General features: G+C 56.8%; 25 protein-coding genes. 11 read left to right on the top strand and 14 right to left on the bottom strand.

Annotated features, from left to right (window positions below; translation table 11 throughout):
- Window position 1: 1 nt before the first annotated feature.
- Both M017_RS0108520 and M017_RS26430 read right to left on the bottom strand, forming a co-directional pair.
- Window positions 2-751 carry a glycosyltransferase family 2 protein gene (locus M017_RS0108520; protein ID WP_051669660.1) on the bottom strand — a complete coding sequence of 250 codons (750 nt, stop codon included), beginning with the start codon at window positions 749-751 and terminating at the stop codon, window positions 2-4.
- Between the two features lie 2 nt (window positions 752-753).
- Window positions 754-1,416: a class I SAM-dependent methyltransferase gene (locus M017_RS26430; protein WP_080507993.1), complete on the bottom strand. Its 663-nt coding sequence runs from the start codon at window positions 1,414-1,416 to the stop codon at window positions 754-756.
- A gap of 16 nt (window positions 1,417-1,432) precedes the next feature.
- On the opposite strand from M017_RS26430, the gene M017_RS0108510 reads away from it, so the two are divergent.
- From M017_RS0108510 to yut, 9 genes are all read left to right on the top strand, one after another.
- A complete protein-coding gene (locus M017_RS0108510) occupies window positions 1,433-1,843 on the top strand; it encodes a BrxA/BrxB family bacilliredoxin (protein WP_031497334.1) in 411 nt (136 codons plus the stop codon).
- On the top strand, window positions 1,843-2,871 hold the full coding sequence (locus M017_RS0108505) for a M20/M25/M40 family metallo-hydrolase (protein WP_031497332.1): 1,029 nt from the start codon (window positions 1,843-1,845) through the stop codon (window positions 2,869-2,871). The genes M017_RS0108510 and M017_RS0108505 overlap by 1 nt, the downstream gene beginning before the upstream one ends.
- Entirely contained in the window at window positions 2,850-3,896 is a 1,047-nt protein-coding gene (asd, locus tag M017_RS0108500) for an aspartate-semialdehyde dehydrogenase (RefSeq protein WP_031497330.1), read from the top strand. Before M017_RS0108505 ends, asd begins: the two co-directional genes overlap by 22 nt.
- Window positions 3,897-3,900: 4 nt before the next feature.
- Complete coding sequence (gene lysC, locus M017_RS0108495) at window positions 3,901-5,223, top strand: lysine-sensitive aspartokinase 3 (RefSeq protein ID WP_031497328.1); 1,323 nt, start codon at window positions 3,901-3,903, stop codon at window positions 5,221-5,223.
- Window positions 5,220-5,912, top strand: a complete 693-nt coding sequence (locus tag M017_RS0108490; protein WP_031497326.1) for a 4-hydroxy-tetrahydrodipicolinate reductase — start codon at window positions 5,220-5,222, stop codon at window positions 5,910-5,912. Before lysC ends, M017_RS0108490 begins: the two co-directional genes overlap by 4 nt.
- A gap of 3 nt (window positions 5,913-5,915) precedes the next feature.
- Window positions 5,916-6,794: a 4-hydroxy-tetrahydrodipicolinate synthase gene (gene dapA / locus M017_RS0108485; RefSeq protein ID WP_031497324.1), complete on the top strand. Its 879-nt coding sequence runs from the start codon at window positions 5,916-5,918 to the stop codon at window positions 6,792-6,794.
- Window positions 6,794-7,630 (top strand): 2,3,4,5-tetrahydropyridine-2,6-dicarboxylate N-succinyltransferase, encoded by an 837-nt coding sequence (locus M017_RS0108480; protein WP_031497321.1) that lies wholly within the window; start codon window positions 6,794-6,796, stop codon window positions 7,628-7,630. Before dapA ends, M017_RS0108480 begins: the two co-directional genes overlap by 1 nt.
- Window positions 7,631-7,632: 2 nt before the next feature.
- Window positions 7,633-8,667 (top strand): TolB family protein, encoded by a 1,035-nt coding sequence (locus tag M017_RS0108475; RefSeq protein ID WP_031497319.1) that lies wholly within the window; start codon window positions 7,633-7,635, stop codon window positions 8,665-8,667.
- A gap of 180 nt (window positions 8,668-8,847) precedes the next feature.
- Window positions 8,848-9,786, top strand: coding sequence for an urea transporter (yut, locus tag M017_RS0108470; RefSeq protein WP_202901629.1), 939 nt, complete (start codon window positions 8,848-8,850; stop codon window positions 9,784-9,786).
- Here the strand turns inward: yut and M017_RS0108465 are convergent.
- Window positions 9,783-10,295 carry a hypothetical protein gene (locus M017_RS0108465; protein ID WP_031497315.1) on the bottom strand — a complete coding sequence of 171 codons (513 nt, stop codon included), beginning with the start codon at window positions 10,293-10,295 and terminating at the stop codon, window positions 9,783-9,785. The two genes, yut and M017_RS0108465, sit on opposite strands and share 4 nt — an antisense overlap.
- Before the next feature lie 198 nt (window positions 10,296-10,493).
- Here M017_RS0108465 and M017_RS0108460 point away from each other — a divergent pair, with 198 nt between their 5' ends.
- Complete coding sequence (locus M017_RS0108460) at window positions 10,494-11,294, top strand: hypothetical protein (RefSeq protein WP_031497312.1); 801 nt, start codon at window positions 10,494-10,496, stop codon at window positions 11,292-11,294.
- 50 nt (window positions 11,295-11,344) lie between these two features.
- Window positions 11,345-11,728 (top strand): hypothetical protein, encoded by a 384-nt coding sequence (locus M017_RS0108455; protein ID WP_031497310.1) that lies wholly within the window; start codon window positions 11,345-11,347, stop codon window positions 11,726-11,728.
- Window positions 11,729-11,739: 11 nt separating this feature from the next.
- Here M017_RS0108455 and M017_RS0108450 read toward each other — a convergent pair whose 3' ends face one another.
- The 11 genes from M017_RS0108450 to rpoN all read right to left on the bottom strand — a co-directional run bounded on the left by M017_RS0108450 (window position 11,740) and on the right by rpoN (window position 24,402).
- Entirely contained in the window at window positions 11,740-12,654 is a 915-nt protein-coding gene (locus tag M017_RS0108450) for a hypothetical protein (protein ID WP_031497308.1), read from the bottom strand.
- A 976-nt stretch (window positions 12,655-13,630) separates the two neighbouring features.
- Window positions 13,631-16,921, bottom strand: coding sequence for a TonB-dependent receptor (locus M017_RS0108440; RefSeq protein WP_035957734.1), 3,291 nt, complete (start codon window positions 16,919-16,921; stop codon window positions 13,631-13,633).
- Between the two features lie 160 nt (window positions 16,922-17,081).
- Window positions 17,082-17,237, bottom strand: coding sequence for a PEP-CTERM sorting domain-containing protein (locus tag M017_RS30655; RefSeq protein WP_162179862.1), 156 nt, complete (start codon window positions 17,235-17,237; stop codon window positions 17,082-17,084).
- Window positions 17,203-17,457: a hypothetical protein gene (locus M017_RS29665; protein WP_031497305.1), complete on the bottom strand. Its 255-nt coding sequence runs from the start codon at window positions 17,455-17,457 to the stop codon at window positions 17,203-17,205. Before M017_RS29665 ends, M017_RS30655 begins: the two co-directional genes overlap by 35 nt.
- 143 nt (window positions 17,458-17,600) lie before the next feature.
- On the bottom strand, window positions 17,601-18,140 hold the full coding sequence (locus tag M017_RS0108430; RefSeq protein ID WP_031497303.1) for a PEP-CTERM sorting domain-containing protein: 540 nt from the start codon (window positions 18,138-18,140) through the stop codon (window positions 17,601-17,603).
- Window positions 18,141-18,520: 380 nt separating this feature from the next.
- Window positions 18,521-19,033: a PEP-CTERM sorting domain-containing protein gene (locus M017_RS0108425; RefSeq protein ID WP_080507577.1), complete on the bottom strand. Its 513-nt coding sequence runs from the start codon at window positions 19,031-19,033 to the stop codon at window positions 18,521-18,523.
- A gap of 262 nt (window positions 19,034-19,295) precedes the next feature.
- Complete coding sequence (locus M017_RS0108420; RefSeq protein ID WP_031497299.1) at window positions 19,296-19,823, bottom strand: PEP-CTERM sorting domain-containing protein; 528 nt, start codon at window positions 19,821-19,823, stop codon at window positions 19,296-19,298.
- 217 nt (window positions 19,824-20,040) lie between these two features.
- Complete coding sequence (locus M017_RS0108415) at window positions 20,041-21,396, bottom strand: ArnT family glycosyltransferase (RefSeq protein ID WP_031497297.1); 1,356 nt, start codon at window positions 21,394-21,396, stop codon at window positions 20,041-20,043.
- Window positions 21,389-22,279 (bottom strand): RNase adapter RapZ, encoded by an 891-nt coding sequence (rapZ, locus tag M017_RS0108410; RefSeq protein ID WP_238325841.1) that lies wholly within the window; start codon window positions 22,277-22,279, stop codon window positions 21,389-21,391. Before rapZ ends, M017_RS0108415 begins: the two co-directional genes overlap by 8 nt.
- A 2-nt stretch (window positions 22,280-22,281) precedes the next feature.
- Complete coding sequence (locus tag M017_RS0108405; RefSeq protein ID WP_031497293.1) at window positions 22,282-22,845, bottom strand: HPF/RaiA family ribosome-associated protein; 564 nt, start codon at window positions 22,843-22,845, stop codon at window positions 22,282-22,284.
- A 12-nt stretch (window positions 22,846-22,857) separates the two neighbouring features.
- Window positions 22,858-24,402, bottom strand: coding sequence for an RNA polymerase factor sigma-54 (gene rpoN, locus M017_RS0108400; protein ID WP_031497291.1), 1,545 nt, complete (start codon window positions 24,400-24,402; stop codon window positions 22,858-22,860).
- Window positions 24,403-24,422 lie beyond the last annotated feature (20 nt).

Raw genomic sequence — 24,422 nt, 5'->3', positions numbered from 1 at the left:
GCTATCGGCTGGCAGCCATCACGCGGCTGTAGCGGCGCTGGAGGGAGATGAACTGCTTCTGCTTCACAAGCCCCATGCGATGCAACAAAAGACGGGCCAGCAACCACAGGATCGACAAACCGTAGATGGAACTCTGCACCAGACTGGCGCTCGAGGCTTGCGGAAAGTAGCGCGTCGGCACAGGAACTTCATCCACCCGCGCCCCGACTTCCACAAATTGCGCCATGATCTCCTGATCGAAGATGAAGTTGTCGGAATTCATCTCGACATTCACCGATTCGAGCGCTTCCCGCGTATAGGCACGGTAGCCGGTATGATATTCCGCGAGCGAAAGCCCAAACACTGTATTCTCGGCCCAGGTGAGGAAACGATTCGAGATGTACTTCCACCAGGGCATGCCGCCGCTCATCGGATCGCCATTTAACAAGCGCGAACCCAGCACCACATCGGCCTTGCCTTCCTGGATCGGGCGAATGATCTGCGGCAATAGTGTTGGATCGTATTGATAATCCGGATGGACCATCACGATAATGCCGGCGCCGGCGCGTAAGGCTTCGCGGTAGCAGGTTTTCTGATTGGCGCCATAGCCGTAGTTGCGGTTGTGGACAAAGAGCTCAAGCCCAAGTTCGCGCGCGATCCGGATGGTCTCGTCTTTCGACCCGTCATCGACCACAATCACCAGATCCACCACGTCATGCGGCAACTCTGCATAGGTCATATGCAGAGTTTTTGCCGCGTTATACGCGGGCATGACTACGACGACTTTCGCCTCGCTATCACCAGAAACTGGTAAGCGAACAGGGTTTTCCATGCTCTTGCGCAATAGTAACAGACCACCTCAAGCCACTGTAAGGCCGGCATTGCCAAACCAACCGGGATACCGCTCACCTCAGCCACCTCACATTGAAAACCGGATCGGGAGAGAAGGTTGCGCCAATTCTCCAACATCCAGAAGTGGAGGTGGGTGCGGTCGAAAAGTCCCTTATCATCCTCGGGAAAACGTCCCAGCAGGATCTGTAGCCGGAAATACAGGTTGCCGCTGTTGGGGAGCGACCCGACAAGCACTCCATGCTGCGACAGATAGGGCCACAGACCTTTTAATAAATCCTCGGGACGGCGCAGGTGCTCAAGAACGTCGGCGATCAGGATGACGTCGAAGGGTCCCGGCAGTTCCGGAAGCGGTTGTTCCAGGTCGTGGGGAATGAGAGGGATGTGCGACGGGAAGGAGGCATCAAAACCAGCAGGGTGTTCGAGACAGGTGACCTCGAAGCCTTTTTCTGCCAAAAGCCCCGATAAATAACCATTGCCGCAGCCAACATCGAGCAAGCGACGGCCCAATTGGGCAGGGTCGAGCAACTGCATCAAGAGCATGTGGCTCGAGTAGGGGGAGTGCTTCAAACTATAGACGCTCGGCATGGGCGAAACTAGAAGTATGGCCTATCCCGAACAATTCCTGATGCCGATGCGTCAGGACCTTACCAAGTATGGTGTCGAAGAGACCCGCACGCCTGAGGCTGTGGACGAAGCGCTGAAGTCAGAAACCGTTCTGATGGTGGTGAATTCGATCTGTGGCTGCGCTGCCGGTAAGGCGCGCCCCGCGATTGGCGCCGCCCTGCAGAATCAGAAGAAGCCCGCCAAGATCTCCACCGTGTTTGCCGGTGGCGACGAAGCAGCCACCGCGCACCTTCGTGGAATCCTGAGCGAATTCCCGCCCTCGAGCCCCTCGATGTTCCTGTTTAAGAATGGCAAGCCGGTCTTTGCGCTGCACCGCCGCGATATCGAGTCGAGCGACCAGTTCTCGCTCTCCTTGCGTCTGAAGGCCGCCTTCGAAGAACACTGCTAATGCTCGACCCGATTGCATTGACGCGCCGGTTGGTGGACATCGAGTCCATTACCGGCAATGAGATGGGGGTCTCGATTGAGATCGAGAAGATCCTCACCGATCTGGCGAAGCGCTTTAACGGCACCGTCGAACGCATTCCGGTGGAGCCGGAGCGGGACAATCTGTTCTGTTACTTCGGCGAGTCCCTGGTGACCCTGTCGACCCACATGGATACGGTGCCGCCGTTCTTCCCTTCGCGCGAGGATGAGGAGTTCATCTGGGGACGTGGAGCTTGCGATGTCAAAGGCATCATCGCCGCCATGATTTGCGCGGGCGAGAAGCTGCTCGAGGCGGGCGGGCGCAATTTTGGCTTTCTGTTCGTCGTCGGAGAAGAGCGCAACAGTGTGGGCGCCTACCATGCGGGACGGAATCCGCGCGGGTCGAAGTTTATTGTCAATGGCGAGCCTACGGAGAATCGACTGGCGCTCGGCTCCAAGGGTGCACTGCGTCTGGAATTGACCGCAACCGGGAAGATGGCGCACTCCGCGTATCCGGAACTCGGCGAATCGGCAATCGAGAAGCTGCTCGATGCTCTCGAACGGATCCGCAAGATCGACCTGCCCTGGGACGACGTGCTTGGCCCTTCGACGCTGAATATCGGTGTTCTGAGCGGGGGCCGCGCGCCGAACGTCATCCCCGATGCCGCGCGCGCGGAGTTGTTGATCCGCCTGGTGGACAACGGCGACGCGATCGTCACCGCGATTCGAGGAGCCTGCACAAACCTATGCGAGGTGAATGAAGTGCTGCGCATCCCTGCAGTGCGTCTGGGGGCGATCGATGGTTTTGATACGATGGTAGCTTCCTATACCACTGACATCCCAGCGTTTCAAGGCGCTTGGGGGCAACCTTACCTACTCGGCCCGGGCACGATTCACGTTGCGCACACGAGCGAAGAGCGAATCCCCAAACGGCAACTGCTGGATGCGGTGGAAATTTATCAGCAGATGCTAAGGACGCTCCTCGAAAGATGTCACCCCGTATTGAAGTAGGTGTACTTGGCGCCACCGGCATGGTGGGTCAACAGTTTGCACGGTTATTAGCGAACCATCCGTGGTTCGATTTGACTTGGGTCGGTGCTTCCGACCGCTCGGCAGGCAAGCGATACAAAGACGCAACTTCATGGCGCCTCGATGGCGCCATGCCCGAGTCTGTCGCCAACCTGACGGTAAACGAGTGCAAACCCGGCAATGCGCCGAAGCTCGTGTTCTCTTCGATGGATGCGAATGTCGCCACCGAAATCGAACAGGCTTTTGCCGAAGCGGGCCACATTGTGGTGTCGAACTCAAAGAACTTCCGGATGGAAGACGATGTGCCGCTTCTGGTGCCGGAGGTCAACGCCGACCACCTGGCACTCCTGCGCTTGCAACGGGAGAATCGCGGTTGGAAGGGTGGCATTGTCACCAATCCGAACTGCGTTGCTGTCCCGCTTGCCGTCGCCCTCGCTCCGTTCAAGAAGTACGGCATCCTCAAATTCATCACCACCAGCATGCAGGCCGTCAGCGGCGCCGGATATCCGGGTGTGCCGTCGATGGACATCCTGGGCAATGTGATCCCCTACATTAGCGGCGAAGAGCCCAAGGTGGAAATCGAACCCTTGAAGATCCTGGGCGAGCTGAAAGGCAACCGGGTTGAGAACCTGGCAGCCAAAGTGAGCGCGCACTGCAATCGCGTCGGAGTCATTGACGGACACACGCTGACGGTGAGTGTCGAACTCGAGCAGAAGCCGACCTTTGAACAGCTGCTGGACGACATCCAGAACTTCCGCGGCCTGCCGCAGGAACGCAATCTTCCGAGCGCTCCTCCCGTTCCCCTGCTCTACTTGCACGAGAACAATCGTCCACAACCGCGCCGCGATGGACCACGCGACAACGGCATGACCGTGACGATGGGACGTCTGCGTCCCTGCTCGATCTTTGATTGGAAGTTTGTTTGCCTCGGACACAACACGGTGCGCGGCGCTGCCGGCGCGGCGGTGTTGAACGCCGAATTGATGCATAGCGAAGGCCTTCTTTAATCCCATGATTGTCATGAAGTTCGGCGGCACGAGCGTAGAATCGGCCGCCGCGATGGAACGTTTGGCGGGCATTGTCCGGTCGCGGATTGCCCAGCGGCCGATTGTTGTCGTTTCGGCCATGGGCAAGACAACCAACCGGCTGCTTGAGGCTGCGCAACTGGCCGTGAATGGGCAGCGCAACGAGGCGCTGGAAAAAGTAGAAACGCTGCGGGCCTATCACCACGCAGAAGCCGACAGATTTGGCGCATCTGAGCTGATTGAAGAACATTTCCAGGAACTCACCGAACTGGTTCGGGGTTTAGCCATCTTGGGAGAACTCACGCCACGCAGCATTGATGCGATTTCGAGCTTTGGCGAACGCTTGTCCAGCCGCATCGTTGCGTTAGTCTTGGGTGCAAAGCATATCGATAGCCGCACGGTGGTGGTAACCGATGAACGGCACACGCAGGCGGCTCCCTTCTATGCAGAGACCAATGAACGGCTGCAGAAGATTGAATGGGGCGAGATCAGCGTGATGGGCGGATTTATTGGCGCAACCCTAAACGGCGTCACGAGTACACTCGGCCGTGGTGGCAGCGACTTTACGGCGAGCATTGTCGGCGCGGGCGTGGGCGCGGAAGAGATTCAGATCTGGACCGATGTCGACGGCATGTTGACCTGCGACCCCACCGTATTGCCGGGAGGACGCCGCGTCAAGTCGATCAGCTTTGCCGAAGCAGCCGAACTGGCGTACTTTGGCGCAAAAGTACTGCATCCTTCCACAGTAGTGCCTGCGATTGAGAAGAACATTCCGGTGTTGATTCTGAATTCGCGGCGGCCTGAGGTGGCCGGGACTCGCATTACGGCGGAAGGCCCGAAGTCGAAGGCGGTCGCTAAGTCGATTGCCTGCAAGAAGAGCATTACGCTGGTGAACATCCAGTCTACGCGCATGCTGATGGCGCATGGCTTTTTGAAGCGCATCTTTGAGATCTTCGATCGCTACGAGACCTCAGTGGATATGATTGCCACCAGCGAAGTGAGTGTGTCGCTGACGATCGACAATGCCAGCCGCCTCGATACGATTCGCCGTGAGCTGGAAGAGTTTGCGGAAGTGGAAAGCGAGCAGGACAAGGCGATCGTGTGTCTGGTGGGTGACAACATCCGCTGGCAGTCGGGCGTGGCGCACCGGGTGTTCCGCGCGCTGGAGAACGTCAATGTACGGATGATCAGCCAGGGCGCGAGCCTGCGAAACTTGAGTGTAGTTGTGGCGCAGAGCGATCTGCGTGAAGCCGTGGAATGTCTGCATCGGGAGTTCTTTACCGATGTGGATCCGGAGGTGTTCGGATGAAAATCGCGATGGTTGGATACGGCAAGATGGGCAAGATGATTGAGAGTCTTGCCGGCGAGTATGGCGGCGAGGTGGTGTTGAAGCTCGATGAGTTCAACAATGCCGGCCAGGCGCTAATGACGCCCGAGCATTTTCAGGGAATCGATGTCGCCATTGAGTTCACGACGCCGCATACGGCAGTACCGAACATCCTGAAACTCCAGGAACTCGGTGTGCCGACTGTGGTGGGTTCGACGGGTTGGCTCGAGGAGCTGCCCAGCGTGACCGAAGCCGTACAAGCAAAGAAGGGTGCGCTGGTTTGGAGCCCGAACTTTTCGATTGGCGTGAACCTGTTCTTTGCCGCCGTCAAGCAGTTGAGCGCACAGATGGAAGAGTTTCCGGAGTATGGCGCCTGGGCCTGGGAAATTCACCACTCTGCAAAGAAGGATGCGCCAAGCGGTACCTTGAAGATGGCTGTCGAACAGATGCGCCGGGGCGGCTATACGCGTGAGGTGAGTGAAAGCTCCAATCGCGCCGGGAGTGTTCCGGGGACGCACGAGATTGGCTTCGATTCGGCGGCAGATACGATTACACTGCGCCATACGGCGCGGAGCCGGGAAGGATTCGCACGCGGTGCGTTGAAGGCAGCGCAGTGGATCCAGGGTCGGACGGGTGTTTACGAGTTTGGGGAAATCCTGTTTCAGAAGTAGGTCATGAGCATATTTACAGGTTGTGGCACGGCGTTAATTACGCCCTTTCAGAAGAACGGTAGTCTCGACGAGCCCACGCTGAAAAAGCTTGTGCGCCGTCAAATTGAAGCTGGCATCCACTTTCTGGTGCCGTGCGGCACGACGGGCGAAAGTCCGACGCTGACACATGAAGAGCATCTGCGTGTGGTGGAACTGACCGTGGCCGAGGCCAAAGGACAGGTTCCAGTGCTGGCGGGAGCAGGTGGATACAACACGGCAGACGTCATCTCGCTCGCCAAGGAACTCGAAGCCCTGGGCGTCGATGGTCTGTTGAGCGTAACGCCTTACTACAACAAGCCGACGCAGGAAGGCCTGTACCAGCACTACAAGGCACTGGCCAAGGCCGTTAAAATTCCGATCATTGTTTATAGCGTCAAGGGCCGCACGGGCGTGAATGTCGAGCCGTCAACGCTCAAGCGATTGGCTGCGATCAAGAACATTGTGGGCGTGAAGGAAGCCTCGGGCGACATTGCGCAGATCGCGCGTGTCATTCATGAGGTGCCAGAGAGCTTTGATGTGCTCAGTGGCGATGACATCGCAACCATTCCGCTGATGGCGCTCGGCGGCAAGGGCATCATCTCAGTGGCGGGCAATCAGATTCCGGGCGAGATGGCGAATCTGGCCGAGGCTTGCCTGAACCAGGACTTTGCCACAGCGCGGGCGATCCAGGGACGCTTTGCGGATCTGATGGACATCAACTTTGTCGAGTCGAATCCGATTCCGGTAAAGGCAATGATGGCCGATATGGGGCTTTGCAAGGCGATCTGGCGATTGCCGCTGGTGCCTCCGTCGGACGGTGCGCTCGAAAAGATTCGTCAGGTGAGAACACAGGTGGGGATTTAATGCAGGAAGCAATCGAGGCAGCATTTGCGCTGCCAGTGAGTGAACTCCGCGAGGAACACCAGTCGCTGTTCCGGAAGTTCAAAGAAGGTTTGAACGATGGCCGCTATCGTGCGGCACAGCCGGATGCGAATTCGGCGACCGGCTGGTCTGTCAATGCCTGGGTGAAGAAGGGCATTTTGCTCGGCTTCCGTCTGGGACAGATGGTGGACATGAGCATCGACCTGCAACGCCAGCCTTATTTCGATAAGGCGACCTATCCGGTGAAGCAGTTCAGCATCGAGAGCGGCGTGCGGCTGGTGCCGGGTGGCTCGAGTGTGCGCGATGGCGCATTTGTGGGTGCAGGTGTGATCTGTATGCCGCCGATGTTCATCAATGCCGGAGCGTATGTCGATGCCGGGACCATGGTGGACAGCCATGCCCTGGTCGGCAGTTGCGCGCAGGTGGGCAAGAACTGCCATCTGTCTGCTGCCGCACAAATTGGCGGTGTGTTGGAACCCGTTGGCGCCTCGCCCGTCATTATTGAAGATGAAGTGATGGTCGGCGGCAATTGTGGCGTCTACGAAGGCACGGTGGTGAAGAAGCGCGCGGTACTCGGGACAGGCGTGATTCTGAATCGCTCGACACCTGTTTATGACCTGGTGAAGGAACGCGTGTTGGTGGCGACCGAGGAACAACCGCTGGTGATTCCGGAAGAAGCCGTCGTGGTAGCCGGTGCGCGTCAGATTGCCCGGGGGATTGGCAAGGAGTGGGGAGTCTCGCTCTACACACCAGTGATCGTTAAGTATCGCGACCAAAAGACCGAAGGCAAATTGCAGTTAGAAGATCTTTTGAGGTAACCATGCGCTTTGCGATTTGGATGTTGGCGTTGGGAACGGCTGCTGTCGCCCAGCAGTCGGCGCGCTTTGGCGCGCAGATTCCTATACAGACGGAATTTCTAGGCAATGTGCAACCGTTGACCACGGATGGCGTGAGCCGTAAGCCGCACTGGTCCACCGACGGCCAGCGTTTGTTGATCGTGTCTACCGAAGCGGGCAAGTGTCCGCAAGCGTATTGGATTGAGCAGGGAACCAAAGAGCGCAAGCTCGCCTCAAGCGGCAAGGGCAGCGTGCGCAGCGCAGCCCCCATTCTGCGAAGCCGGATCTGGATTTTCGATTCGACGCAAGATGCGGGAGAGGCCTGTGCAGAAACCAAACTGGGCAGCGTGCCGGCGAGCTTCAACATTTTCCTCAACACCGATAAGGGCAAGATGCAACGCTTGGCCAGTGCCACCGGGTACGACGGCGAAGTGGATGTCAGCCCGAGCGAGAAGCTGATCGTTTACACCAGCCAGGCGAGCGGCGATCTGGAGATCTGGACGATGGAATTCGACGGGATGAACAAGCGGCAGTTGACGCACTCTCCCGGCTACGATGGCGATCCGAATTTTTCCAACGACGGCAAACGGATCGTCTTCCGCAGTCATCGCGCACGCAGTCTGGAATTGCAGAAGCTGGTGAAGGAAGAACTGAGCTATGGACGCGCGTATCTGGCGCCGAGCGAGATTTTTGTCATGGACCGCAAAGGTTCGGACGAGAAGCAGATCACGAGCTTCGGGTGCACCGTATTGCATCCGACCTGGGCACCGGACAACCGGCGCATTGTGTTCGCATCAAATCTGCCCAATTGTGCCGGGGAGCACTTTGAACTGTTTCTGGTGAACCTGGACGGGTCTGGTCTGGTGCAGCTCACAACCGGAAGCAAGTCTGCCGGCGATGCGAGCTTCTCCCCAGACGGCCGTTTCATTGCCTACACACGCGATGGAAATGTCTACATTGCAGATTGGATGGCGCCTGCGCCGCCGCCCGATACGCTGTCTCCGCTCTCCAAGCCGTAAAGCGCAGTCCATTCCGTTTTTCTCTAATCCAGCACCATCGGTGCTGGATTTTTGCTTCGTTTCGTATTGTGAGTCTCCTCGCAGACAAAGATAAAGTAGAAAGCGTCGCCCACCGCGCACCTGCAACCAGGCTTTCTGGTTGGTCGTCCAGAACACACAGACAAAGGATGGAACAGCATAGTGAACAAGGTTTGGGACGATCTGGTAGCTAGAAATCAGGTGGCCGGCTACCTCGACGCAAATCTGCGTGGGGCGAGCCAAGTGTTCCTACAGGACAATCCATGGACAGGCCTGATGATTCTTGCCGCCATTTTCTGGGGCGCCCATGCTGCCGGGAATTTGGAAGTGGCGTTTGGAGCCGCCGCCGGGCTCGTCATTTCCACGTTCGTAGCGATTCTGCTGCGCGCCGATCCTGCCTCGATCCAACAAGGACTCTTCGGTTTCAACGGAATTCTGGTGGGCGCCGCGATTCCCACTTATCTGGTTAGCCACCCGGCCATGTGGGTCTTTCTCGTCATCGGTGCGGCCGTCTCCACTATCCTCACGCTAGCGATTTCAAACATCACCCAGACCTGGGGTGTATCGGGATCAACGGCGCCCTTTATCTTCACGACACAGCTTTTGTTGCTGGCAGCCTCTGCGTTCGCCAATGTCCCGCTGGTCCCCATGCAAGGCGCGGCGAACGCACCGGCAATCTGGCCGTCGGACGGATTCGACATCGTCGCCAGGAGCATCTCCCAGGTCCACCTGATTGGGAATGTCGTCACTGGAGTCCTGTTCCTCATTGCGATCGCCATCAACTCGTTCCGCAGCGCTGTGTTTGCGGTGCTAGGAGCGATTGTGAGCTTAGTTGTCGCTGTTGGATTCGGTGCAAACAGCGGCGCCATCAGCGCCGGGCTTTACGGCTACAGCGCGGTATTGACGGCTATCGCAGTGGGGGCTGTTCTCAATCGGCCCTCAACCGGCGTGACCTTCTATGCGATCTTCGCAATGATTTTCACCGTCATCGTACAGGCGGCGCTGAACACGGCAATGGCTCCCATCGGCATTCCGGCCCTCACCTTACCTTATGTCCTGACGATGTGGCTCTTCCAACTCCCCAAGGCGGAACGTCGCTAGTATTTGTTCTTGACCACACCCAGTTCATCTGAAGTCAGAGTCAGGACAATGCGTAAAGTGCGATGCCCGAGGTCCAGAAAATAACCGCCCATCCAGGGATCGGGCGGGGCGAGACAGGCCTCGGTCTTATCGCCACAAGCTCCCTTCCCTTTTGCAGACACGACGGGAAACTCAGGGGATTCCGCCGCTGCGGGAGCAAAAACCTCCGTGACGTTGAGACCCTCTACAATCATCAGAGTGTTGGCCTCATCGGCGAGCGCACTCATCATGGGCACAGAACTGAGAAAGTTGACCGGCGTTCCGGTGTTGGTCAAACACAAATTCCGGGTGAGATCCTGAGGCTGGCAGCCATTCGGAGGCGAAGCCGATGTGAGTGCGGCAGGCTCAAACCATTCGCCTGAGGTGATCGAAGTCGCAAAGGCAATGGATTCGCCAGCACGGAGCAGGATCAGAACAGAGAGTACTCGAGTTAAGACGAAAAAAGAGAAAGAGGTGGTGATGCAAGTCATACGGCTCAGGATTGGGTTCTCATCGCTTCCGATCGAATTGAATGGACAGGACTAGGTCCTCAACTCGGTAGGGGCTAAGTATAAGAAAGATACCCCCAACAAGCGTTACGGGGATAGAACTGAAATTCATTCGATTCTGCTGGCCCAGTTTTCGGGTGCTGGCCGCTATCAGAGCAATAGAAGATTCGAGGAGAGCAGATGGCTATCGCAATTGTTCCCAATTCGGCGGAGGTCGTGGTGAAGACCCGGCCCGGGGTGGGTGTCCCTGTTGTCAACGCAACGAGTGTGAACTTTCCAGGACGGATCATCGAGTGCACCGGCAAAGTGCAAATCTCGGGATTGCCAACAGACGCGCGGGCAGGCTGGTTTGTCGGATGGATCCAGGCGCAATGGATCGAGACGAACTGGGGATACTTTCGCGGTCAAACCAATGGCGATGGCAGCGCTTTTCACCAACGGGCGAGGCCACCCGCGCGTCCGGCCCAGGCCTGCCGCGATACGGTCGGCCCGGTCAATGACATTTTCTATTCAATGAGCGCAGACCTCCGGAAACCTGTGGGGGCCGGTCCCTTTCCCCAGACGATCTCGGTGGTCTTTCGAGACACGCCGAGCGAGACTTACCCGATCTCCGTCACCAATAGTCTGACCGGAAAGCCAAACTTTCTGCGGGAAGTGCAACTCGAGTTTCATTTCTGCACAATTTTTCTGGTGCGCGATCCGGCAGGCAAGTTCCATCAGCTCAAGCATCTGTACTGGAACATGCATTGGCAGTACCGTTTTTCACCGACCGCCGCCGGATCTCTGACGGCGACCGCCATACCAGGAGGAGTGAGCGCGAACGTGAGCCGCGTGTTCACCGGCCCCTCCACCGACCACCGTTTTGCGAATGTCCTCACCTCACCGCAGGCCAACAGTTGTAACCAAGTGGCCGCACAAGCATCTACTAATCCGAATGTGAGGGAGTCACGGGTATGGGACAATTTCGACGTTCGACGCTGAACTGCCTCGTGAGTCCGTTGTTGCTGTTGACGGCCTGTGTTGGAGTTTCCATGAGTACAGATGTAGTGGTGAAGAACCTGAGCCAGCCGGGCGCGGTGTCGGTGACGAATCACGGACCAGACCTTGCGCTGCGCCGCGCGGTATTGGTGGAAAAGCACGAGAGCGGAAGTTGGGCGGCCACCGACGCCGACGTGCGCCTGATCGCAAGTTGCGAGGAGGTGGAAAAGGGAAAGAGCCGGGTGCTGAAGCAGGGCGAGACCTTGCTGGTGAAGTCGTGGAACGGCTGGAGTTGCAACGGGCAATGTCCGCGCTCCTGCCGGGCGAATCTTTACCTCGGACCTGGAGAATTCCGCTTTGTGGTGCTGTCAGAGGATGGGAAAAAGCGCTTTGAAGGGGCAGCTTTTTCGTTGGGAGCAGAGAAGTCAAGCCGCTGACCGGAGCCAGATCAGACTACGATTCGTCCTGTCTTGGCGGTCGGCCAGAACTGTTCTACGTTGACCACCATCCATTGGAATCCGAGTTGCGTCGGCACTCCATGGATATCGATATGAAGATAACGCAGGAGGGCCCGGCGCTGGACATAGAATTTCCATTCTCCCGAGCCGATGTTGCGCTCGCCAAAGATCGTGCCTTGCTGCGCCATCAATTCGAAACCATCCACGCTCTGGCCCATCATGACGGTGGGTGCTCTGTTGGCATGCTGCAGTGCTGCCAGGTTCAGCCCAAGGTCCCCCATGTAGTCATGATTCTCGATCTTGGTCGGCGGCGGTAGTGTTCCGGGTAGAGCGTTCATGACGGATTTCGCAATGTTCCCTTCCGTCTTAAAACGATGGTCCATTTTCGCGTACTTCGCCCGCCAGTCCGCTCGCCGCTTCCGGGCGTCGGACCAATAGAATTGCTTCCAACTGGTTCGCCGCTGCGTACTGACGGCATTGATGTGATAAGCGGTGGGGGCTGTGCGCGAGCCTTCGATATAGACAGAACAGCCGTCGACAAACTCTGTGATGAAGAAGTTTACGTTGCCGACACCCTGGCGATCCACGAGCGTTACGCGAAAATTCTGGTCGTTGTTATAGGGGAGATGGAAAATCGGAACCCCTGGCGCAACGGTGGACAAAGTCAGGCTCACGGCTTTGCGGCTCATGGTGGTGTGGGCCAGATTCAAGCCCATGTAATTGATGACCGGATTGACATTGGCCCACAGGATACGGCAGGCGGAATCGACACTGGCCAGGCCCGTTGCTCCATTGCCTTTGATGGTCCGGGGAACACCACCACCACCGTAATGCAGAGCCACAACAGGATGCAGACGCATAAAATCACGGCCACCTAAGAGAGTGAGTTTGTTATTGTCAACCATTCGTCAATCTCCATAATATAGTTTCACTGCAGTCAATCCTGGACCAGAAGCATACCAGGAGACAAGGCATTCCGGTGATTCGGGTTCTTGTCGCCTCGATACGCCTTTCAAGTTTTATTGTCGCCTTCTGAGACCATTCGGTCTGCAGAGACGAAAGAGTGTTTGCTGTCAGACCAGAGCAATCTCTCATAGTGCGGGAATCTTGGCGGGCTATTGGATTGAACATTCCGCTGCATGCGTGAAAACATGCCCTCTCGATCCTGCTCTGAAATTGTTCTTCCCAAGTAGGGAGCGACAGAACCATTTCATTCGGGAGATAGCGATCTTCCAAGGTGTGCAAGGTGAGAGACAGTCGAGGGTCATGCACCGCATCTATGACGTCCTTGCAGATCTCGGCATGCACCAATGACGAGAGCAACAGCAACATCCCAACACAGCTTGAAAAACGATACATATCGACTCCACTAGTTTCCAGACAGTAAATTCGATGCAATCAGGTTCCGGACTGAGGACAAACTCATACTGGGATCTTGGCAAAATTCCAACCCATTTTTCATTTCTTCCCCATCCGTAGCGATATTGCATTGGGACTCGACATAGCGGAAGGAAGGGCGAACCCGTGGATGTCGTTTGTTGCATCACCAGAACTAGATGCTATGGGTGTAGTATGGCGGCGCCTCATTATTTGCTCATGCACCCCAACCGGGTTGTTCGTCTTGGCACTTGAGCCTTTGGTGGCATCAGTTGCCACCAGAGAGCTGGGCGGAAGCTGGAACCTGAAGGGTTCGGAGATCTTCAGCTAAATACACATGGATGTTCCTTCTTCGCTACCGAGTCTGGCTTCAAAGAGGATTCGTACTCGACGCCATCCGAGGATGAGCCTTCGAAGGACGGCCATGAGGGTATGCATGGCGGACACCAGGGTCACAGGAGGAAACAGTTTCCCTCACCGGGCAACACAAGTCTCCCCCAGACCTTAGAAGCTGAGTCGCAACGCGAAGCGGAATTGTCTTTCCCCGGTTGCCGTCGTGATTTCTCCGAAGCCGTTGAGCGCGCGGATGGAGCCATCAGCGTTGCGGTTGAGGTTCGAAACGTTTAACCCAGGGTTGCCGAACTGCGGCGTATTGGTCGCGCCGAAACATTCCGCTCGGAATTGGAGGGCGACACGCTCGGTGATCGTGAACTTGCGGAAGAGCCCGCTATCGAGATTGAAGACGCCGGGTCCTCGGATCGAATTGCGGCCGACATTGCCGAAGCGGACATCCGTCACCGGCGCGAAGGCGTTGGGGTTGAAGTAGGCTTGCCCGACTCCATGGCCGCCCAAGATCTGGACATTGCCCAGAATCTGATCGGCCACCTGTGTGTTGCCGGGGGCATTGAGTGAAGTGCCACTCGCGAGGACGGTGAGCGGCACGCCGCTGGTGCGGCTCAAGATCCAGTTCAACTGCCAACCTCCGGCAAGCTTGCTGCCAATGCCAGTGCTCAGCAGGGATTTGCCTTTGCCGAAAGGCAGTTCGTAGTTTCCGTAGAGTTGCAGGTTGTGGGTCCGGTCATAGCCCTGCACTCCTTTGTTGCGATAGAGCAGTGGGACATAGTTGAAGTTCAGACCACCATCCTGATCGTCGGCGTAACCAATGGCTCGAGACCAAGTGTAGGAAGCACCGACAACACTGCTCGAGAAGCGCCGTGTGACAGAGGTCAGTAGCCCGTTGTATTGCGAGGTGTTGAAGGGCGTAAAGTAGCGAATGTCCGAGATGCGTTGGAAGGACGGATACAGTGCGCGGCCTGGATTGCCCCCACCGGGTCCTGCGGCGTTGATGTTCTGTAGGACCGTTTGCCGGATGCCTCGGGAACCGACATAACTCGCCGTAAGATTGAGCGCCTTGCCGAGATCACGCTGGAGGGTGAGGTTCCAGGATTCGATGTAGCCGCGATTGAACTTTTGCGGGAAGGTAGTGGTGCCGATATTGGGCGCGAGCGTAAACACCGATTGAGTCAGGTCTGGACCGATGACAGGTGGAAGGCCGGTGCGGAGCGAACCGGCAGGGACATACGAGGTGGAGCCACTGGTCTGATACGAAAGAGTGGCCGGATAAGCATCGCGCAGGTAACGGAAGGTATTGGGATCAACGCTGATGCCACCGCCGAGGCGGATCACCGTGCGGTCATTCATGCGGTAAGCGATGCCGAGCCGGGGAGCAAATTGGCCGTGGCCAGTATCGTAGCCACCGCGATAGACCTTGTCGGTATTGGGATCGTAGCGTTCGCCGTCCCAATGGTCGCGACGAGGCGCGGGATAAATTTCATATCGAATGCCATAGTCGATGGTGAGTTTTCGCGTCACCTGCCAGACGTCCCGGATGTACATGCCGTAGGAAGGCATGCGCACAGTGGCGGGGTTCAGATATTGCACATCTTTCCCCATGCCGGAGGGAAGACCAAGCATGAAATCGGCATAGCTGTTGTAAGCGGTGCTGGATGCCCCTCCATTGCGGCTGGTGATGCCACCGGCAAAATTGAAGCCGCCGCGCGGGCCGTAGTTCGCCTGCGGCTGGAAGTGGTTGATGTCGAATCGGCTGAACTCAAAGCCCATGCGGATGGAGTGGACGCCTTTGACCCAGCCAAGATTCCAGTTGGTGACGTATTGGTTATCGCGGAAGAGGAAGGGGTTCGACACGTTTGGGTTGCCGAGGCTGGCGAAGCCGGTGATGGTGAAGCGGGGATAGCCGCCCTGGAGCGGGTCGCTACCGTTGGTGCCGGGGATCTTCAGAACGTCCAGGCCATAATTCTTATCGATGTCGACATTCTTGGCGGAGAGACGGAGCCGGGTGTAGCCAACCACTGCATCCAGAATCAGTCGCGGCGAAATCGTGTAAGTGCCACCGATTGCAGCAGATTGGATCCTGCCGGGAGCATTGCCGGGCTGGCCGCCATTGGTAGCATCCCCACCGGCTCCACCGAGTGAGGGGGGATCGAAGATATCGCTTGGGGAGAAGCTATAGCGGGTGAAAAACTGGAGTTTCTCGGTGGGCGTGTAATTGACCTTGAAATCGACGTTGTCGCGCTGGAACTGATAGCCACCGACAGCGAGGTAGTTATTGGGGAAGATGTTCCCCTGGTTCGGCTGCGGAATCAGGTCGGTCATGTACTTCGCCGCCGGGTCGATGCGGCTGGTGGGGATGACGTTGTTGGGAAAGGCGACGCGATTGGTGCCGTCGGCGTTGCCGGTCGTAGGGTCATAAATGGTGGTGCCGGTGGCGCTGTAGTCGCCACTGCGCATAGGAAGGGTGGGCACGGTGCGCAGGACGGTGGCAATCTGGCGGCGGGTGGTGCGTTCCCAGTCGGCAAAGAAAAAGAGTTTGTTTTTGACGATGGGGCCACCAATCATGGCACCGAATTGATTCTGCACATTCTTGGGGGCGCGGTTCGGATCGCCAGTGCAGGAGTAGAGGCAATAGAAATAATTCCGCGCCTTCAGTTTGCTGTTGGTGAGGAATTCCCAACCCGCGCCGTGGAACTGGTTGGTGCCGGACTTGATGATGACATTGGTGGCGGCGCCGCCGGCCATGCCTTGCTCGGCGTCGAAGGAGTTGGAAACAATGTTGACCGTTTCGATGGCTTCCACCGGCGGGACATAGGCGACCAGACGGGGCAGCCAGGGGTGACTGATGGTCGCCCCATCGAGCTTGGTCGCGTTGCTCGATTGGGGCATGCCGTTGGCCTGGGTGACCATCGAGCGCTGGGGGTTGCCGGAATCCGAATGGGCTTCGACGGGCGGAGTGAAACCGGGGAGGATCTTATAGAGGACCTGGAAGTTGCGTCCCTGGGAGTTGATCAGCGGGAGGTCGGCGATCTGTCCGGTGCTGAGCTGGTTATTGACGTCGGCACGATCGGACTGGAGCATGACCGCATTTGCACCAATCGTAATGCTCTCGGCCATCTGAGAGACGGAGACGGAAACATCGAGGCGGAGGGTATTGTTGACGATGATCCTGACGTCGTTGAAGATACGGGTGGTAAACGAAGGCGCGGTGACGGTGATCCGGTAGATGCCAGGCAGGAGATCGCTCATCAGAAAGCCGCCTCGATCGTCGGTCAGGATCGACTTGGTAATGCCAGTAGCGATGTTGAGGGTTTCGACCTTGGAGTTGGGAACAGCCGCGTCGGTGGGGTCGGTGACGTTTCCAGTCAGTGATCCATAGAGCGTCTGCGCCTGAGCGGGGAGAGCAGCGATCCAGATGAGAAGAAGTTTCCTGAGAACGCGCATAGACACCTCGGAAGGACATTATGGAGCAACTGCTGAGGAGCCTAACAGAGGCAGATTATAGATTCAAGGTGAATCGTTTGTAGTTAATGATGTTTCATTGGGAGTGTAGGCGCCCGATCTGTCATAAGCGACCGCGGATCGAACACCTACAGCAGAAGGACTAGCGGCGGCGGAGGCGGTAAAGAATTCCGCCTACGCCGAGAGCGACGAATGCGACGGTGGAGGGTTCGGGGACTGCGGAAGTATCGTAGGGAGTAACATCGGTGAGGATGACGGGCTGATCAATCGGTAATGTCCGGGAAGGCCGTGAACACACGAAGACCTCCGCTGAAATCTGTAGCAAATGTCAATCCGTAGCTGTAGCCCGGCTGAGGGCCTGGGATGAACATCTCGATGATGTTGTAGTGGATCGAATCTGCGCCGAGAACGGGGCCATTCGTCGTATTTCCGTAGAAACTTCCGGCTAGCGATGAGGCCGAAGACTGTTGGGGCAGGAATGTAGCCAGCGCAAGAGCGGCAAGTAAAAGATATCTCATAGAGATTGACGTCTTTCGGGATGAGTGTGGGCGATCCGGCTCCATTGCGGGTCAGAGCGAATGAGAGCCATCACAGCGGCGAGGTCCAGAATTGCTCGAGACCCAACACCTGAGGTTCAGCGGCAGGAAAGCGTTGAGGATGTCTAGCGGCGGCGGTAGAGAATTCCACCGATTCCGAGGGCGACGAGGGCGACAGTACCAGGTTCGGGGACAGCAGCAGGATCGCTGGCTGGTTCGAAACGGTGTTCGGCAATGATTAGTGGGTTAGAACCGTAGAATTTCATCGAGAACGAGTCCGTCTGGTCCGGCACGCTTGGGAGAAATAAGAAGTAAATTGGCACGCCTGAAAGGAATCCGTAGGGGTCGTTGCCCGTGTCAGCGTCGGCTAGCGATATTTCGTATTGGTAGTTGATCGAAAGATCCGAGGAGTCAGGCATATCGTTATACACTCGCACGCCGACCACTGAATCGATTCGATAGCTGTAATCGTAGTCGTATGAGCCTTCTGGACCTTCGGCCAGGACCGAGAACAATCGGTACTGAACCTCTCCGAAGGTCTCGGGATTGACGAAAGTGGAGGCTCCGGTGAAGCTACCTTTCATTTCGCCCGCCAAAATCTTGGCTGAAGCGGTTTGGGGGATGAGGGTAAACAGTGCCAGTACTATCGATAGTAGATATTTCATGATTTGTGTCTCTTGTGTGTTTGATGGGACTCAGTATTTTTACGTAGTCCGACCGATCTCATACCATCGGACGCACGGCTTGATTCCCCTAGGTCGGCGACCAACTTCACATATTAACTTGTAATGTAACCGCTCAATGATCAGGAGAATTTGATTCATCGGCGTCGCGGCCGGGATTTGGCGGAGGAGAATCGCACTCATGCTGTCTACCGGATGTGAAGGGCTGCTATTTTTGGCGCAACAGAATAGCTTTCACATCTGCTCTGGCATATCTGAGCTGAGTCTTCTTATCGATTTGTATTCTATTGCTTTGGGATGGTTCAGAACCCGTGGAGCGTGTTCCAAGACGCTAGCAGATGCGTCTTGGAACACTGTGAGCTTTAGCGACGGCGGAAGCGATAAAGGATACTGCCGATTCCGAGAGCGACCAATGCAGCGGTGGAGGGCTCGGGAACTGCGGAAGTATCGTAGGGAGTGACGTCGGTGAGGAAGACAGGCTGCTCGCCGGCGAACTCAAAGCTATAGTTCCCGAAATCGCCAGTTGAGACACCGCTGACCAAAAAATAGAGAGGAGTATTGGAAGAGAGCCCCCAGATTTCTGTCACCGGAGCGGAGCTAAAGAAATGATTTATCGACAGATCCGTAAGGTCTGGGAATGCGGTGTACACACGTAGAACTCCGATGAAATCTACAGCAAATGTAACTTCGTGAATGTAGAACGCATCAGGGCCTGGGATGAACAATTTGATCACGTTGAAGTGGATCGAATCTGAGCCGAAAACGGGTCCATTCTCCGTATTTCCGTCGAAGCTTCCGGCAAGCAACGTCTCAGCTGGAGACTGTTGGGGCAGGAATGTAGCCAGGGCGAAGGCGGCAAGCAAAAGAGATCTCATGAGTAGGGATTAAAGCCTTTCGGGGATTGGGGTGTGTGAGGCAGCTCTGTCGATGGTCAGAGTAAGTGAGAGCCGCAGCGGCAAGATCTGGAATTTCTATCGATCAAACGCCTGATATCCATCGGCATGGAATTTTAATACTTTAGGAGGCGAGATAATAAGACTTTCCCTTCTACTTTTTGAGTAGAAGCACCGCGTCGATCTGAGCTGATCCTGGCATTAGGGTTGGGGCTAGCTTGGTCTAGCCCTACCTGGTGAGAGATTAACGACGCCGGAAGCGATAAAGGACTCCGCCGATTCCGAGAGCGACCAATGCAGCGGTGGAGGGCTCGGGGACTGCGGAAGTATCGTAGGGAGTCACGTCGGTGATGGAAAGCGGCTGGCTGCCAGTGAACTCCAAACCGTAGGCTCCATATTCTTCATTAAGAAAACCAGAAATCAAGAAGTAAAGATCAACACCAGGATTCATAGTTCCATTTTGATAAATACCGGTATTTACCACAGTCAATAAACCCTGCAAAGGGTTATTCATATCTGGAAGCGACAAATAGAAAAATGCATATGCGTCAAAGTTGGCCGTGAACTCCCAGTCGTATACGTATTCGGGGTCTGATCCGCTGACGCTCACACGGAGGATATTGAACGGAACGGCATTTCCACCCGGGTCATTGGCACTCCAGACTGGGCCATTCGTAGTGTCTCCGTAGAAAGAACCCGCGAGTGGCGTAGCAGAAGAATGCTGGGGCAAGAGAGCGAGCAGAGTGAGTACAGGGAGAATGAAATATTTCATGATTTATGGTTCAGATTTTTTTTATGGAACTGCCAATACGGCAGCAGAGGCTTTAGCCCAGGCTTTCCATCTAGCCCAGACGCCAAAGTACCGGTACTCACAATACCATCCTTTGGGTCAAATTTCAGTGCTGGAGCGGCGGTAAGTTGGGAGTTGAGAAAATTGACGGGTGAAGAGTGCTTGGACAGGCCGATTGCAGCGATTCGCGAAATTGTCTCTAGGGAGAAATACGGACAGCGGCGTCGAGCTGCTGGTCGCGGGGGATGACGAGGTGATAGAGATAGGCGCTCGGGGTGCGGGTGCTGAGTTCATAGCCGCGGAGGGAGTAGTAGGATTCGACACGGAAGCGGGGGTTTGAAGGGCCTAACCCATCGACGATCCAGGTGGGCTGGTAGCGGTCGAGCTCGCGGACCCGGGCTTCACAACCAAGATTCTGCATCGGTTTGAATTCGCGGAGGTGGCGGTCAGCGAAGATGCAGGTGAGGGGTTGGCTTTCAAGAAAGGGTGTGCCGCCCTTGAGACGGGAGAGTGCGTCGATATCGGGACGATAGCCCCAGACAAAGAGGGTATCTTCGGGCTTGGCCCGGTCGCGAATGACCTGGGCGATCTCCTGGCTATCGTGGAAAAGGGCAAGATCGCCCCAATGCTCATCGCCGCGCGCAAGCTGGATGTCGCGGGGGGCGAAGCGAAGGATGGGGATCAGAAGCAGGGCAAGGCTCGCGATGCGCCAGGCTTTAGGCAGTTGTTCCAGGCTGCGTCCGGCAAGAACGACAATCGGGACCAGCAGGAAGAAGTAGTAGCGCGGAAAGAAGCGCAGACCGGTGCAGACGCTGACCAGCGCAATCGCAAGCCAGGCCCAATTGCGCCAGTCCAGGCGACGGTAGTCGAGAAAGGTCGCAAGGACAGCCGCGCTCTGAAAGCCGATCCAGTTGCCGGTACGGCGTACAAACTCGAGGACAGGTTTGGTGACAAAAGTATGGGACGAGTAAACGTTCCCCCACCACCAGACCTGTTGCCAGTAGGCGGCTCCGAAGACGGCGTGGATGGGCAGGAGGGCAGCAAAGCCGGCGAGAGTACGCCAGTTTGGCGACCAGAGCAAAGCCGCGAGGAGCACGAAGACCCCTTTGGTGTGGATCAAAAGCGCAAGGCCACAGCTGAGCCCGGCCAGCCAGGGCCGTCCCGTCTGGGCGAGCCAGATGGCGGCAAGATGGGGGGCGACAAGCAGCAGGTCTGGGGCCAGAGCCATCACCGCCGAGGGGATACCGAAACTAAGGTAGACGGCCAGCAGCCAGGCTGCGTAGCGGCCACCCAACTGGTAGGCAAGCGCCGCACAACCAGTGACATAAACAGAGCCGGCGAAGCGAAGCAGCCAGCCGGGTAGAGCGCCCCAAAGCAGATAAAAGACGGCGCTGAGAGGCGGCTTGTCGAACCAGAAATCGAGATAAGGAAGACGGCCGTGCAGCATCTGGATGGCAGCGGTCATCGGATAAGCTTCTTCGATCCAGAGGATGCGGAAGTTGGTCAGCCGCACCGCAAAGACCAGAAGGAAGATGAGGCTGAGTTGTCTAGACACTCTTTTTGCCGGACTTCGAGGGGCTATCGCGGTGCTGGACTTTGATGGGGTAGCCTTCCCGCTTGAGGCGCTTGGAGACTTCCTCGGCAATCATGACACTCCGATGCTGGCCGCCGGTGCAGCCAAAAGCAATGGTGAGATAGCTTTTACCTTCTTTGATGTAGTGCGGCAACAGGTAGGACAGCATGTCGCAGACCTTGGTGAGGAATTCCTGGGTTTGCGGGAAGCTGCGAATATAACGGGCGACGCTAGGGTGCCTGCCGGTGAAGGGTTTGAATTCGGGGATGTAGTTGGGATTGGGCAGAAAACGGACGTCGAAAACAAGATCCGCATCCTGCTGGATGCCGTGGCGAAAACCGAAGCTCGAAACATGAATCGCGAGGCGCGGTTCGGAATCAGAGTTGAGAAACTGCTCCTCAATGAGGGCGCGCAACTCATGGCCGTTGAATTTACTGGTGTTGAGGGCGATGGTGGAAAGAGAGCGCAGTTCCTCGAGCAGGGCGCGTTCGGCCTGTACATTTTTGAGGACTGAGCGGCTCTTGCCGAGCGGGTGGGGACGGCGGGTCTCTGAGAAGCGGCGGACGAGCGTGCTGTCGTCGGCATCCAGAAAGATGAGCTTGGTGGGGACCTTGGCAGAGACTTCCTGATAAAGAGCAGGAAAACGTTTGAGCGTTTCGCCTTCACGGATATCCACCACCAAGGCGGCGCGCCGGATGTTCGGCGCGTCCTTGGTGAGTTCTGCAAACTTCGGGAACAGATCGAGCGGCAGATTGTCGACCGCGTAATAGCCCATATCCTCAAAGCATTTGAGGACAGTGCCTTTGCCCGATCCGCTCAGGCCGGTAATGATAACGAGTTCAGACTGCCGGGAACCGGGATGCACAGCTATCTGGCTTCAATGAGGTCCAGGCCGCCGTCGGCACGGCGAGCAATGATGTAGACCTGGCCGGAAGAAGTTTCTTCAAACAGAAGATAGGTGGAAGAGGCCTTCAGCGCAAGCGGGGCTTCTTCCAGAGTAAGGGGCTTTGCGCTGCGCTGGATCTTGGCCGGGCCGTAGCTGGTGGCGGCCCCGTTGGTCTTCTTCGCCTTCGGTTCAGGAGCCGCAGGCGCGCTGGGAACGGGACTCTTTTTGCCGTTCATGCCGTCACCGTGGCGCTTGGCGTCGGACCACTTACTGTGCAGCTTCTGCATCTGGATCTCCAGCTTGCTGATCGCAGCCAGGAGAGCCAGGAACTGATCTTTATGCGTGGCCGTGCCGCAAGCCTGCTTGCCGTAGTAGTTCATCGTGACTTCGGCTTTTTTACTGAAGCGGACACTGGTGAGCACGATGTGCGCTTCGCGTTCTCCCTTTCGGTCGACAAGCTTGCCAATTTTGGCGAAGTGAGTGTCGAGATTCTTCTGCTGCTCCTTCGTGAGCGGCTCGAGTTTTCCGGTGTAGTGAGTCTTCATACTGGGCTGTCTCTATTTCTTAACGCGCCGATGGTGCGTTGAAGGGATCTTGAGATCTTCGCGGTATTTGGCCACGGTACGGCGTGTGACCTGGATACCTTCGTCGTTGAGACGTGCGGTGATCTGGTCGTCGGTGAGGGGGTGCGCGGAGTCTTCGTCCTCGATCATCTTCTTCACCTTTCTTTTGAGAACGAGCAACGCGGTGCCAGCGCCCGCAGGGCCCTGGACGGCTTCTGAGAAGAAAAATCGGAGTTCGAAGACACCTTGCGGCGTGTGGACGTACTTGCCGGCGACAGCGCGGCTAACGGTGGACGGATGAACGCCAATCTCTTCAGCAAGATCTTTGATCATCATCGGCTGGATGAAATCCAGACCATCCTCGAGAAAGTCCCGCTGGCGTTCAACGACACACTGGCAGACCTTGAGAATGGTCTGACGCCGCTGCTCAATGTTCTTCATGAGCATGAGCGCGCTCGAATAACGTTCGCGGATGTAGTTGCGAACGTCTTTCTCCGGCGCCTGATCCTTGTCGAGCATCCGGCGATAGCCCGGATTCAGGCGGATCTGCGGCATGTCCTCGTCGTTGAGCTGGATCAGGTAGTCTTCGCCTTCCTTAAAGATGTAGACGTCGGGCTCGACGGTTTGGGGTGCCTGGCTGGAATAACGAAGGCCAGGGTGCGGGTCGAGCTTGCGGATCACCTGGAGCGCAATGTCGATATGCTCCTGCGGACGTCCCAGAAGCTTTGCAATCTCTTTGAACTCACGGCGCTCAAGCAGGCGCATATGGTCGCTGACAATCTGCCAGGCAACGCCGCCCTTGGCTCCATTGCTCTTGAGCTGCAGCATGAGGCATTCGCGCATGTCGCGCGCACCGATGCCTGCCGGGTCGAGGCTCTGGACAATCTCGAGACCATCTTCCATGTCGTCGAAAGTCAGACCTTCGGAGCGGCCGATTTCTTCGAGCGGCTCGAGCAGATAGCCGTTCTCGTCGAGGTTGCCGATGATTGCCTCGGCAGCTTCGCGCTCCGAGTCGTTCATCAGAATCAGGCTCAGTTGCGAAGTCAGATGGCTCGCCAAAGTGACGGGAGAACTCAGGAAAGTCTCAAAAGAGGCCTTCTCAGAAACTTCGCCCGCGGGTGTTTTGTGGCCGGGGTCGAGATACTCGTCAAAGTAAGAGCCGAAATCGATTTCATCGAAAGGATCGGCGGCTTTGGGGGCTTCTTCGACCGCATTCGGGTTGTCCTGGGCGGCTTCAGCAGCCCGGCTTTCGTACTCGCCTTCCGCTTCATAGGAAGCAGCGGGCGGCGTTTCGAGCATTTCCATGACCGCTTGATCGCTCGGGTCGCTGATGCGTTCGGCTTCGAGGAGAGTCTGGATTTCCTGGGGGGTGAGCTCTTCGCCTTCGGTCTCATCAAGAAACGGATTGGCCACCAGTTCCTGCGTGATCATGTCGCGCAGCTCCAGCCGATTCAGTTGGAGGACTGTCACCAACTGGACCAGGCCAGGGGTCAGTGTCTGCTTTTGCGAGACTCGGACATCTAATCGGGGCGAAAGCATCTTTCCGATTCAAGAATAGC

Source organism: Bryobacter aggregatus MPL3 (assembly GCF_000702445.1).
In the GTDB taxonomy this organism is placed as follows: domain Bacteria; phylum Acidobacteriota; class Terriglobia; order Bryobacterales; family Bryobacteraceae; genus Bryobacter; species Bryobacter aggregatus.
The sequence above is the reverse complement of the archived record's forward strand: the minus strand, read 5'-3'. Positions and strand labels throughout refer to the sequence as shown.